The sequence below is a fragment of the Bifidobacterium magnum genome (assembly GCF_000741255.1).
GTDB classification, from domain to species: Bacteria; Actinomycetota; Actinomycetes; order Actinomycetales; family Bifidobacteriaceae; genus Bifidobacterium; species Bifidobacterium magnum.
In genome coordinates, this window is the sequence record NZ_JGZB01000011.1 from 44,987 (window position 1) to 58,164 (window position 13,178).

A 13,178-nucleotide genomic window follows, 5' to 3' on the forward strand; every position below is an offset into this window, starting at 1 on the left:
TAGACCGAGCAACCCGCTGTTGAGTTAGGAGGAGGATATATGGCCGACGCAATCGACCAGATCCAGCCAACGCAAGTGCCCACCGAGGTGCCGTTGGCTGATGAACAACACAGCAATCCTGTTAATCCCGCTGATTTTTCGATCCTGACTGCTGGGTTGGGTAGCAAGGGTCCAGAAGAACAAGCGCTTCCCGCATCACTGCAAGACAATATGGATTTGTGCTTGAGTATTTTGCGTGATATTCTGCGGGAATTCGATGAAAATCTGCTCACATCCTTCGACACCGTGCGTCAGTACACGGAAGAGGCAAGTAGCGAACGCTTTTCCGGCATTCTCAACGACGTGTCTTCGGAAAGCAACTATCTGACCCTCGCGGCGAAGACGATCGACAGCATGAACTTGCACAACGCGCAGCTCGTCGCGCGTGCGTTCACCACGTACTTCCACTTGGCCAACTTGTGCGAAGAGAATTACCGTGTGAGCGTGCTGCGTGAACGCGAAGCGCACGTCGGTGAAGAACAGGCCATTGATCCTGTCAACGAAATGACGAAGGCCTACCACCAGCTCATCGTGGAGATGGGCCCGGCCAAGGCTAAGGAACTGCTGGAACGCCTGGAATTCCATCCGGTGTTCACCGCGCATCCTACCGAAGCGCGCCGCAAGGCCGTGGAAGGCAAGATCCGCCGCATTTCGCAGCTGCTGTCCATGCACAAGCATTTGGGCGGTTCCGACAAGCAGGAGAACCTGCGCAGGCTGCACAACGAGATCGACGCGCTGTTCCGCACGTCCCCGATCGCGTTGAAGAAGCCGACGCCGCTCGAGGAAGCCAACACGATCCTCGACATCTTCGACAACACGTTGTTCCGCACGATCCCGCAGGTGTACCGCTGTTTCGACGCGTGGGCGCTTGGTGAGAAAACTGGCTTGGTGGAGCCTGTGTGCCCGCCATTCTTCCAGCCCGGCAGCTGGATCGGCTCCGACCGCGACGGCAACCCGAACGTGACCGCAAAGGTGAGCCGCCAGGTGGCCCGCAAGTTCAGCGACCACGTGCTGGCAGCCCTTGAAGAGTCGACGCGCAATGTGGGCCGCAATCTGACGATGGAAGCGGGCACCACGCCGCCCAGCGACGAGCTGCGCGCGCTGTGGAGCCAGCAGAAGGAAATCAGCGAGCGCCTGACAAGCAAGGCTTCCCTGATTTCCACGAAGGAACTGCATCGCGCCGTGCTGCTCGTGATGGCCGACCGCCTGCACTACACGATCAAGCGCGACGTGGATCTCATGTACGCCACGTGCGACGACTTCATTGCCGATCTGCGCATTGTGCAAAGGTCGCTGGCCGCGGCCCATGCGCCGCGTGCCGCTTACGGCCCGCTGCAAGACTTGATCTGGCAGGCGCAGACCTTCGGCTTCCACATGGTGGAAATGGAGTTCCGCCAGCATTCCGTGGTGCACACGCGTGCTCTCGACGACATTCGCGAACACGGCCTGCACGGCGAACGCGGCGATCTGCAGCCGATGACGCACGAAGTGCTCGACACGTTCCGCGCCTTGGGCTCTATCCAGAAGCGCAACGGTTTGAAGGCCGCGCGCCGCTACATCGTGTCGTTCACGAAGTCCGCACGCAACATTCGCGACGTGTATGAGCTCAACCGCCTCGCGTTCGCAAACCCGCAGTCCGTGCCCGTCATCGACGTGATCCCGCTGTTCGAGCAGCTCGAAGATCTCGAGAACGCCGTGAACGTGCTCGACGACATGCTCAAGATTCCAGAAGTGCAGGCGCGTCTGAAGGCCACAGGCCGCAAGATGGAAGTCATGCTCGGCTACTCGGATTCCTCCAAGGACGCCGGCCCGACTTCCGCGACGCTCGCCTTGCACTCGGCGCAGCAGCGCATTGCCGACTGGGCGGAACGCAACCACATCGACCTGACGCTGTTCCACGGCCGTGGCGGCGCCGTAGGCCGTGGTGGCGGTCCTGCAAACCGCGCCGTGCTCGCGCAGCCGGCCGGTTCGGTCAACTGCCGCTTCAAGCTCACGGAACAGGGCGAAGTTATTTTCGCGCGTTACGGCAACCCCGTGCTGGCCATCCGCCACGTGGAGTCCGTGGCCGCGGCGACTTTGCTGCAGTCCGCGCCAAGCGTTGAGAAAATCAACACGGACATGACCGAGAAGTATGCACCGATGGCCGCCGTGCTCGACAAGGCGTCCCATGAGCGCTATCTGGATCTGCTCAACACGGACGGCTTCGCACCGTGGTTCTCCACGGTGACGCCGCTGACCGAAGTCGGTCTGCTGCCGATCGGTTCGCGCCCGGCCAAGCGTAGCCTTGGCGCCAAGTCGCTCGACGACTTGCGTACGATCCCGTGGATCTTCTCTTGGGCGCAGGCGCGCATCAACCTCGCCGCATGGTACGGCCTGGGCAGCGCGTGCGAAGCGTTCGGCGACCTCGAGACGCTGCGCAAGGCCTACGAAGAGTGGCCGCTGTTCTCCACCTTCATCGACAACATTGAAATGTCGTTGGCGAAGACGGACGAGCGCATCGGCAAGATGTACTTGGCGCTCGGCGACCGTGACGACCTGCGTGACAAGGTACTCGACGAAATGGAACTCACGCGCCGCTGGATCCTGAAGATCGTGGGCGACAAGTGGCCGCTGCAGCACCGTCATGTGCTCGGCCAGGCGATCCGCGTGCGCTCGCCGTATGTGGACGCGCTGTCCGTAACGCAGGTGCTCGCGTTGCGTTCGCTGCGCAAGCGCGTGGACAAGGAAGAGCTCTCCGAAAGCCAACAGGCCGGGTACATATACCTCATCCTGTGCACGGTTTCAGGAGTCGCCGCCGGCCTGCAGAACACGGGCTGATGTTCGGTTCTATTTTTAGTCCTGCTGGACGGTCGTACGCGGTTGCTGTTGCGGCCGTCTCGCAGAACACCGCCATTATGCGGGCGGGTGCCGGTAGCCAATCGATGAAACGCTGGTAACCGGCCAAGACACGTCAGGCGGGTCTTTCGATCTCGGATGTGCAATGCCGATTTCGAGGGATCCGCCTTTATATTGCTTGATATTGCGTAAAATTTTGCGGTTTACGTCTTACTTGCGTAAAAATACGCAGGTTTTTCTTTATCCGCACTTTTTGTGCGTGAAAATCTGCAATTTACTAGTTAGACGACGATTTTTCACGTGAATTTTTGCAGATTACTAGTTAGTTGCGGTTTTTAGTCGAGACACGCCGCGGAACGCGAATGAAAAGCGCGGCTAAGGCGTTATTTGCAGTTTTTCACGTGAATAATCGTAGGTTTATGAATAATCCGCGTATTTTTACGCAACTAACGAGGAAACCGCAAATTTTAACGGTCGAAAAGTGCAGATAAGACGTTAACTGCGTATTTTTACGCGGGTAAGTAGCAAACTGCAAAATTTAACGGTCAAAAAGTGCAGTTAACGAGTAAACCGCGTATTTTTACGCAACTAACGAGAGAACCGCGGATTTTAACGGTTGAAAACTGCAGGTAACGGGTTAACCGCAAATAGTCACGCACAAAAAATGCGGTTTAACTATAAACTGCAGATTTTTACGCGCACCATGGTGGCGAGATGGCGGGCGGCACCCAATAAAAGTGAGATGGCAGACGGCACCCAATAAATGGATGACTCTGTATAAATGGATGACTCTGTGCGCGAACACAGGAGAGTCTGGCTGGCGTCATAATGGAGTGTGAACGGGAGCGTAATGGAGCGCGACCGAGATCATGCCGGAACATAATGAAATGAAGTCGAATCATGCTATTGCAGCGGCGAAATCGGGACGTCAGCTGAAAGAGTCTGAAAGAACAAAGTGAGAGCACGCAATAGCAGGGTATGAATTCGTGAAATCGTAATGTTTGCAAGTATTGCAAACGTTTGAATTAAACAAAAGAATCATATGAGACAAATTTCATAAAAATGGCCATATCTCAGCGAAAAGAGCATTTTAAAAGTAATTGCAAACGATAGCATTTCACGGTACTATGAATTATGACGAAGACGTCGGTCGCACGGATCCGTATGTGAATTGGAAACAGACTGAGTTGAGTCGCACCGGACTATGGCGTTGGATTTTGCCGGATTCAATGGGATTCAATGATCGGTCCTGCGGACTTGACACAGCAGGCATTCGTGCAAAGAACCGTGCGTAGGCCGTGAATTACCGTGATCGAACTGTTGAAGGAGCGCAACGATGCCCGAACAAACACAACCGGTTCAGCCCGAACAAACTGATGCGCAGACGAACGCGACGCAAGCTGCGGCTGCCGCAAACAAGGCCGCAGAAACGGCGGCGACTATTGCGGACATTGCAACGCAAGCATCGGAGACCGCAGTAAGCACCGCAGAAGGAACCGCACCTGCGGCCACCCCGGCAGTCACCACCGCCGCGGCCGGCGGCAGGGAGCTGGGCACCGAGTCCACCGAGGAAACCCCGCAGTCGGTAGTGGAAACCGCAAAGCACACCAATGAGGCCGAGGTTGCGCAAGCGCCGACCACGCAGATGGAAGAGTCGGCGGAACGCTTGGCGCGTCCGCTGATCCAGTTGGCGAAGTCGTGGGGCGTTTCCACCTCGTACATCGACCAGATGGGCGCATATGTGGAAATCACCGACTTTGCTCTCGTGCATGTGCTCAAGGCGCTGGGCGTGGATGCCAGCAGCGACGAGAAGATCGACGAGGCGCTCGCTGCCGTCAAGGCGAGCCAGCATGAGCAGCTCGTGGCTCCGACGATCGTGAAGTTCGCCGGCGTGAGCCAGCCTGTTGAAGTGCGCTCCAAGGCGGGCGAGCCGACGCTGAGCCTGCACTTGGAAAATGGCGATATTGACAACGGCCTTGTGCATCTTGAATTCCAGGCCCGCGACAACGATGTGGACGTGTATTCGCTTGTCATCAGCGACGAACTGCCGGCCGGCTACCATACGCTGACCGTCAGCGACGGTCTGCGCACCGTGGACGCAATGCTGCTGTGCGCGCCTGATCGTATTCCGGTTCCGGACGCCGTGGCTGAAAAGCAGCGCTGGGGCTGGATGGCGCAGATGTACTCCGTGCGCTCCGCGGATTCGTGGGGCGTGGGCGATTACGGCGATCTCAAGACTTTGCTGCGCGATTCGGCAGACAAGTCGGGCGCCGACTTCATGCTTATCAACCCGATTCACGCCACCGCTCCGGTTTCGCCGCTCGAGCCGTCCCCGTACCTGCCGGAATCCCGCCGTTTCATGAATGTCACCTACATTCGTCCGCAGGATATTCCCGAATACAAGGAGCTGTCCGAGAAGGATCTGGCCGAAGTGGACGAGCTGCACGCGCAGGTCGCCAAGGACAACACTGATCCAGATCCGATCAACATCAACGACGCTTGGCGCGCAAAGCGCAAGGCGCTGCAGATCATCTTCGACCAGCCGCGCTCCGAGAAGCGCCAGGCCGAGTTCGACGCGTTCAAGAAGGCCGCGGGCGAAGACCTTGAAGCCTTCGCATTGTGGAGCGTGGCGTTCCAGATCTGGGGCGCTCCGTGGGAGGCCAAGAACGATTGGTTCCACACGATGGGCCGCGATTCCGAAGCCATCAAGGAACTCAAGGACGAACATTCGGAAATGTTCGAATTCGAATGCTGGCTGCAGTGGATCGCCGACCAGCAGGTCAGCGCCGCGCAGCACGAGGCCAAGGACCACGGCATGGTGCTGGGCCTCATGCAGGACATGGCCGTCGGCGTCCACTCCTACGGCTCTGACGTATGGTGGAGCCCGGAGCGCTTCGCCGTCGGCGACGTGACCGTGGGTTGCCCGCCGGACTTCTACAACCAGCAGGGCCAGGATTGGGGCCAGCCGCCGTTCAACCCGAACTATATGGAAGCGACGGGCTACCGCGTCTACCGTGACATGGTGCACAACATGTTCACGCATGCGGGCGCCATCCGCATCGACCACGTGCTCGGCCTGTTCCGCCTGTGGTGGATCCCGGCCGGCGAAGGCCCGCGCAACGGCGCCTATGTGGCTTACAACTATGACGCGATGATCGCCATCCTCACGATTGAGGCCATGCGCGCCAACGGCATGGTGATCGGCGAGGACCTCGGCACCGTTCCGGATTACGTGCGCAAGGTGCTGTCTGACCACGGCGTACTGGGCGCGACCGTGGAATGGTTCGCCCGTGTGGACGATTCGCCGAACGCAGGCGACCCGTATGCGGATCCGAAGACGTACCGCAAGTACTCGCTGGCTTCCGTTACCACGCACGACCTGCCGCCGACCGCCGGCTACCTGCAGTACGAGCACGTCAAGCTGCGTGACGAGCTGGGCCTGCTCAACGAGCCCGTTGAGGAATTCCGCAAGACCGCCGAGGCCGAGATTCAGGCCATGCTGGACCGCCTGGTTGAAGGCGGCTGGCTGAGCAAGGAAGCGGCCGAAGACGTGCCGAACCACGTGCAGGAAGTGGTGGAAGCCATGCACAAGATGCTCAAGGCTTCGCCGTCCCTGCTGCTGCAGGCCGCGCTTGTTGACGGTACGGGCGAACGCCACTCCCAGAACCAGCCGGGTACGTCCACGGAATACAGCAACTGGCGTATGCCGTTGACGGATGCCGACGGCAAGGTCGTTCCTACCGACAAGGTGTTCGATCAACCGCGCGTGCAGTCGCTTTCCAAGATCATGAATGCCTGATCTTGTAGCGATTGCATAGGAGGGTGCGCCGCGCGCCAAGTGTGGCGCACCTCCTCTTTCATGTTGTTGATCCGGGTTATGTTCTGCTCGTCTGTTGCCGGTTTTCGGAGCAGTCGAGTTCGCCGTTTTTGAACAAAGTTGTTGGGAAATGACGACACGCCGCAATCCATGGAGAACGCTGAACGAATCGGCTCATTCGGACTTCAAAGCTGAACGTCCGCTGTGAGCGCACTCGCAATCTTCGATGAATATTTGCGGCGAGAACTGGGAAATCATGCGCTGTGCGCAATCGTTTTCAAGCGCATAGCATTGATAAGTAGATACCACATACGCCTTGCGGCACACGATTTGGGGACGCTTGCAAGACGCATGTCATAGAACTTTTGAGGATATTGCAAATATCCCCCCGAAAACGGCCCTACACAGTGTTCTTGCAACCATATTTCCGTTACATTTACTTGCTGGTGATGAGTCACGGGAGGACATGTATGGATAGGGGGCTTGGGTCGTGATGTCACAGCGTAAATATGATGTAGTGTTGTTCGATTTGTATGGCACGTTGGTGGATTGCCATGTGGATGAGTCGTCGGACGACGCGTGGACGGCATTGCGCAACGCCCTGTACCGGGAAGGCGCCAATTACGTGACCAACGACCGGTTGCGTGAGCAGTTCGAGAAGGCCGCGAATCGTGAGCTGGGCCTGTGTGGCGGCCAGGATGATTTGCGCGAACCCGATCTGTTGGGCGCTTATGAAGAGCTGTTCTCCGATTTGTGGATTCAAGCCGGCAAAGATCTGTCCGGAAAGATGGCGTGGGCGTTCCGCAAGGCCGCGTTGCGCAAGCTTGCGCTGTATCCTGGCGCCCTCGACATGTTGCGTACGCTCAAAGGCCAGGGCATGCGCATTATTCTGCTGAGCAACGCCCAGTCCTGCTATACTCGTCCCGAACTCGAGGCGCTCGGTTTGGATGATATTTTCGACGATGTCATTCTGTCGAGTGACGAGGGCGTGCGTATGCCGTCCCCGTCCATTTTCCAGTGCGCGTTGCGTGCCGCCAATGTTCCGGCCGATCGTGTGCTGATGGTCGGCAATGATGAACGTTGCGATGTGCTGGGCGCTAAAGCCGCCGGCATCGATGCGGTATATTTGGATACGCGTGGCGAGTGGATCGATTCCCATGGCAATGTCACCGACGTGGAGCACATTACCAAGGGCGACGTGGACGATCGCCCCGCTCCTGAGGCCGTCAAGTCCTTCCGTGGCGCCGATTATCGCGGATTGTTGGACTTCATTCTCGAAAACGGCACTTCCGCAGTTACCCAACAGATCTGAAAAATATCTGGGTAAGCGGTTCCAATTTGCTTAATGAGCTGCAAGATCGTTGAAATTCCAACGATCTTGCAGCTTTTTTAAGAATATTATTTGCAGTTGGAATAAACGCGCACCTCAAATGTTGAGTGATGTAGACTCAAGTTTCAGAGTGGTTCGTGAGTGACCCGCTGGCCGCTTCCCGGGCGGCAGATTACGAGCGAACCATAACGAGCTTGCAATGAAAAGCGAACCTTAGAACAAAGGAGAAATATGGGACGCGCAGTAGGTATTGATCTGGGTACGACTAACTCCTGCATCGCCACGCTTGAAGGCGGTCAGCCGACCGTTATCGTGAACGCCGAAGGCTCTCGTACCACGCCGTCGGTAGTGGCATTCAGCAAGTCCGGCGAAATCCTCGTCGGCGAAGTCGCCAAGCGCCAGGCCGTGACGAACGTTGACCGCACGATCAGCTCCGTCAAGCGCCACATGGGCACCGACTGGACCGTCGACATCGACGGCAAGAAGTGGACTCCTCAGGAGATTTCCGCACAAATTCTTATGAAGCTGAAGCGCGACGCCGAAGCTTACCTGGGCGAACCGGTCACCGACGCCGTGATCACCTGCCCTGCATACTTCAACGACGCACAGCGTCAGGCCACCAAGGACGCGGGCACCATCGCCGGCCTGAACGTGCTGCGCATCATCAACGAACCGACTGCTGCGGCTCTGGCTTACGGCCTTGAAAAGGGCAAGGAAGACGAGCGCATTCTCGTCTTCGATCTCGGTGGCGGCACCTTCGATGTCTCCCTGCTGGAAATCGGCAAGGACGAAGACGGCTTCTCCACGATCCAGGTCCAGGCCACGAGCGGCGACAACCACCTCGGCGGCGACGACTGGGATCAGAAGATCATCGACTGGCTCGTCACTGAAGTGAAGAACAAGTACGGTGTGGATCTGGCCAAGGACAAGATCGCCCTGCAGCGCCTCAAGGAAGCTGCCGAGCAGGCCAAGAAGGAGCTGAGCTCCTCCATGAGCACCACGATCTCCATGCAGTACCTGGCCATGACGCCTGACGGCACCCCGGTGCACCTCGATGAGACGCTGACGCGCGCCCACTTCGAGGAAATGACCGCTGATCTGCTCAACCGTTGCCGCGCTCCGTTCAACAACGTGCTGGCCGACGCAGGAATCTCCGTGTCCCAGATCGACCACGTTGTGCTGGTCGGCGGCTCGACGCGTATGCCGGCTGTCAAGGAGCTCGTCAAGGAACTCGACGGCGGCAAGGAACCGAACCAGTCCGTGAACCCGGATGAAGTGGTGGCCATCGGCGCCGCCGTGCAGTCCGGCGTCATCAAGGGCGACCGCAAGGACGTGCTGCTGATCGACGTGACGCCACTGTCCCTGGGCATTGAGACCAAGGGTGGCATCATGACCAAGCTCATCGACCGCAACACCGCCATTCCGGCCAAGCGTTCCGAGATCTTCTCCACGGCTGAAGACAACCAGCCGTCCGTACTGATCCAGGTCTACCAGGGTGAACGTGAATTCGCTCGCGACAACAAGCCGCTGGGCACCTTCGAGCTGACGGGCATCGCTCCGGCTCCGCGTGGCATCCCGCAGATCGAAGTCACCTTCGACATCGACGCCAACGGCATCGTGCACGTGTCCGCCAAGGACAAGGGCACGGGCAAGGAACAGTCCATGACGATCACGGGCGGCTCCGCACTGCCGAAGGACGAGATCGACCGCATGGTTCGCGACGCCGAAGCCCACGAAGCTGAAGACAAGAAGCGCAAGGAAGACGCCGAAGTGCGCAACCAGGCCGAATCCTTCGCCTACCAGACCGAGAAGCTCGTCAACGACAACAAGGACAAGCTCTCCGACGACGTGGCCAAGGAAGTCACCGACAAGGTCAACGCGCTCAAGGAAGCTCTCAAGGGCGAAGACATTGACAAGATCAAGTCCGCTCAGGAAGAGCTCATGACCGCCGCCCAGAAGATCGGCCAGGCCCTGTACACGCAGCAGAACGCCGAAGGCGCTGAAGGCGCAGCCAACACGGGTGCCGCCGACAACGGCGACGACGACGTGGTGGACGCCGAAGTCGTGGACGATGACGATAAGGACAACAAGTGATGTCCGAGTTCAACAAGGACGACTACCTGAACGACCTGCCTGATTCGGCGGACTTCGCGTCCGCCGACGGGCAGGCCGCCCAGCCGGAACAGTCGAACGCTGACAACGCCGATCCGGCGCAGCAGCTGGAAGACGACATGGTTCGCGACGCCGCCGTCGAACAGTCCGACGACAAGTCCGACGCCTCCGAGAAGGCCGACAAGGCCGAAGGCGACGCGGACGCGGATGCTGACGATTCGCTCACTCCGCTTGGCAAGGCCAAGAAGGAAGCCGCGGATTACCTCGAAGCGCTGCAGCGCGAACGCGCGGAGTTCATCAACTACCGCAACCGCATGAAGAAGGAAATGGATCGCGCACGCCAGCAAGGCATTATTGATGTGCTCACCGCCATGCTTCCCGCCCTTGACGACGTGGACCGCATTCGCGAACACGGCGGCGAGATGAGCGACTCCTTCAATGCAGTGGTGGCCAAGATCGACAAGGCTTTTGAAAAGTTCGGCGTGGAAAAGTTCGGCTTGAAGGGCGAAGAATTCGACCCGACCAAGCATGACGCCATTTTGCACAAGCCTGACTCCAACGTGGACAAGCCCATGGTGGACACCGTGGTGGAAGCCGGATACCGCATCAACGATCGCGTGATCCGCCCAGCCCGCGTAGTGGTAGCGTCACCGCAAGAGTAAATACGCATAACCAAACTGGCCGTGAGCATGCGCGTTCACGGCCAGTTTTGTAAGGCCTTCAGAAAGGAGGCACGGCATGGCCGAAAATGAATGGCTGAACAAGGATTTTTACAAGACCCTCGGTGTCTCCAAAGACGCCACGGAAAGTGATATCACCAAGGCGTACCGCAAGCTCGCCCGCAAATATCACCCGGATATCAACAAGACCAAGGAAGCCGAAGAAAAGTTCAAGGACATTTCCGAAGCGTATGACGTGCTGAAAGACAAGGACTCGCGCCAAAAGTATGACGCGATCCGCCAGTTCAGCATGGGCGGGGCGCGCTTCGCGGGCGGCTCGGGCGACGGCGGCTTCGACGCGTCCGGATTCTCCGACATCTTTGGATCCATGTTCGGCGGCGGCGCCAACATGGGCGGCAACGGCTCCCATATCCGCTTCCAGAACGGTGGCGGCGCCAGCAACCTCAACGACATCTTCTCCATGTTCTCGGGCGGTCACGGCGGCGGTTACGCCGGCGCGGGCTACGACGACTACGGTGAAGGCGCATACGCCGGCTACCGTCCGACGCCAGCTCCGGAAGACGGCGCCGACCGCACGTCCAAGATCAAGCTCACGTTCCGCCAGGCGGTCAAGGGCGCCACAGTGTCCCTGTCCGCGGACGGCAAGAAGTTCAAGACGCATCTGCCGGCCGGCGTGAAGAACGGCCAGAAGATCCGCCTGTCCGGCAAGGGCAAGCCCGGCCAGCATGGCGGCAAGAACGGCGATCTGTACTTGAACGTGACCGTGGAACCGGACAGCAAGTTCACGATGGACGGTCTCGACCTCGTCATGAAACTGCCCGTTACCGTGGGTCAAGCGGTGGATGGTGCCAAAATTGAGGTAACCGACCTCGACGGCAACACGGAAACCTTCAAGGTGCCCGCCGGCACCTCGAGTGGCGAACGCGTGCACATCCATGGCAAGGGCGTGCACACTACGCAAAAGAAGGGCGACCTCGTCGGCATTGTGGAAATTCACGTGCCGAACAAGCCGAGCAGCGCCGAAAAGAAGGCCGCCAAGGCCTTCGACGAAGCCTGCGGAACCTTCGCGGAAGAACTCAACAAGGATAGGTGATCACTATGGCGCGCGTAGCCCAGCAAATCCGCAGGATCTACGAAATGTGCGCCATAGCACTCGTTGCGGGCAGGGCCGATCTTGACGGTGCCGCACACGCGGGATTCGATGTGGACCTGCCCGTATTCGCCGTAGGACAGGCGGCGGAACTCGCCAATGTGCATCCCCAAACCTTGCGCCAGTATGACCGCATGGGCATGGTGGTGCCACAGCGCACGTCGGGCGGTGCTCGCCGCTACTCGCTGCGCGACATCGACCAGCTCAACCAGACCCAGCATTTGAGCCAGGATGACGGCATCAATATCACGGGCATCATGCGTATTCTGGCGCTGGAAAAGGAGAACCGCGAACTCAAGGCGCAGCTTGAACAGCTGTCCAAGCCTGCGGAGTCGAAAGTGTTCGCGGCCAATATGGACGGCGATATCGTCCAGGTCCAGCGCACACGCCATATGAAGCACTGGCGTGCGCAACTGAAAACGGAACCGCGCGAACTGCCGGCCGGACCGACTTACCGCAGCCAGGAAGCTTCAGACCGCGACCGCCAGTCGACGGATGTGAACGGCACCCCGACCAGCCGCGCGATCACGCTGTGGCGCGCGCACGAACAGCCGTACCGGTAGCCGTATCGATCGTTAGATCGACAGCCGGCCGGTATGCGCGGCATAATCGAACAGTCGAATTCGGCCAGCGTTTCATGAATGTCGGATTTGTCATGCGTGAGGAATATGACTGAATACTTGTGTGCAAAACGGACGTGAGCACAGCAGTGCCGTCCCCGGTCTCGTCTTTGTGTAGGAAAGGCGAGATTTTTTTGTGCGCGGGAAACATGACAAAAATGAGTTCATTACAAGGAGTGCATTGTGGCTGGAGGAGCGTTCACGGCAAAAACCCGCAAATATTTGTGGTCGTTGGATGCTGTCGATTCTGTAACTCAGACTCGAATTTCTTATTCAAACGCTTTTCGCGATGATTGCATGCGCCGTTACAATGCCGGTGAATCTCCCGCTGCGATCTTCCGTGAGGCCGGACTGGATCCCAAGATCATTGGATACAAACGAGTGGAGCGCTGCATTTCGCGTTGGAAGCAGGCTTGTGCGAACAAGGTAGCCCAGCCGGTGGCTGTGGAACAGTAGTCCAGACCAACCTGCGTTCCCAACTGCAGTACCAACAATAGAAACAGGGTCGGTGTTAGGTAATTCGCTTACGTAACACCGGTCCTGTTTTTGTATTTTCGATTGGCTACAGTGATGATCGGATACGCAAAGGAGAGCA

8 protein-coding genes are annotated in these 13,178 nt (G+C 58.4%); all 8 read left to right on the forward strand.

The features are described from left to right. Positions 1 to 93 precede the first annotated feature (93 nt). The 8 genes from BMAGN_RS07180 (at position 94) to BMAGN_RS07215 (ending at position 13,039) form a co-directional block, all read left to right on the forward strand. Positions 94 to 2,856 (forward strand): phosphoenolpyruvate carboxylase, encoded by a 2,763-nt coding sequence (locus BMAGN_RS07180; RefSeq protein ID WP_034250467.1) that lies wholly within the window; start codon positions 94 to 96, stop codon positions 2,854 to 2,856. 1,663 nt (positions 2,857 to 4,519) lie between these two features. Then, positions 4,520 to 6,673: a 4-alpha-glucanotransferase gene (malQ, locus tag BMAGN_RS07185; RefSeq protein ID WP_026502096.1), complete on the forward strand. Its 2,154-nt coding sequence runs from the start codon at positions 4,520 to 4,522 to the stop codon at positions 6,671 to 6,673. A 511-nt stretch (positions 6,674 to 7,184) separates the two neighbouring features. After that, positions 7,185 to 8,003: an HAD family hydrolase gene (locus tag BMAGN_RS07190; protein ID WP_022860149.1), complete on the forward strand. Its 819-nt coding sequence runs from the start codon at positions 7,185 to 7,187 to the stop codon at positions 8,001 to 8,003. A gap of 249 nt (positions 8,004 to 8,252) precedes the next feature. Beyond that, positions 8,253 to 10,115, forward strand: coding sequence for a molecular chaperone DnaK (dnaK, locus tag BMAGN_RS07195; RefSeq protein WP_022860150.1), 1,863 nt, complete (start codon positions 8,253 to 8,255; stop codon positions 10,113 to 10,115). Further along, positions 10,115 to 10,795, forward strand: coding sequence for a nucleotide exchange factor GrpE (grpE, locus tag BMAGN_RS07200; RefSeq protein ID WP_022860151.1), 681 nt, complete (start codon positions 10,115 to 10,117; stop codon positions 10,793 to 10,795). Before dnaK ends, grpE begins: the two co-directional genes overlap by 1 nt. A 76-nt stretch (positions 10,796 to 10,871) precedes the next feature. Next, a complete protein-coding gene (locus tag BMAGN_RS07205) occupies positions 10,872 to 11,906 on the forward strand; it encodes a DnaJ C-terminal domain-containing protein (protein ID WP_022860152.1) in 1,035 nt (344 codons plus the stop codon). A 5-nt stretch (positions 11,907 to 11,911) separates the two neighbouring features. Continuing rightward, a complete protein-coding gene (locus tag BMAGN_RS07210) occupies positions 11,912 to 12,526 on the forward strand; it encodes a heat shock protein transcriptional repressor HspR (RefSeq protein WP_022860153.1) in 615 nt (204 codons plus the stop codon). A gap of 240 nt (positions 12,527 to 12,766) precedes the next feature. Further along, entirely contained in the window at positions 12,767 to 13,039 is a 273-nt protein-coding gene (locus BMAGN_RS07215) for a hypothetical protein (RefSeq protein ID WP_022860154.1), read from the forward strand. Positions 13,040 to 13,178: the final 139 nt, after the last annotated feature.

Coding starts and splice junctions, on each gene's coding strand:
- BMAGN_RS07205 (WP_022860152.1), top strand. CDS start 10,872: ATGGCCGAAAATGAATGGCTGAACAAGGATTTTTACAAGACCCTCGGT.
- BMAGN_RS07190 (WP_022860149.1), top strand. CDS start 7,185: ATGTCACAGCGTAAATATGATGTAGTGTTGTTCGATTTGTATGGCACG.
- malQ (WP_026502096.1), top strand. CDS start 4,520: ATGGAAGAGTCGGCGGAACGCTTGGCGCGTCCGCTGATCCAGTTGGCG.
- grpE (WP_022860151.1), top strand. CDS start 10,115: ATGTCCGAGTTCAACAAGGACGACTACCTGAACGACCTGCCTGATTCG.
- dnaK (WP_022860150.1), top strand. CDS start 8,253: ATGGGACGCGCAGTAGGTATTGATCTGGGTACGACTAACTCCTGCATC.
- BMAGN_RS07210 (WP_022860153.1), top strand. CDS start 11,912: ATGGCGCGCGTAGCCCAGCAAATCCGCAGGATCTACGAAATGTGCGCC.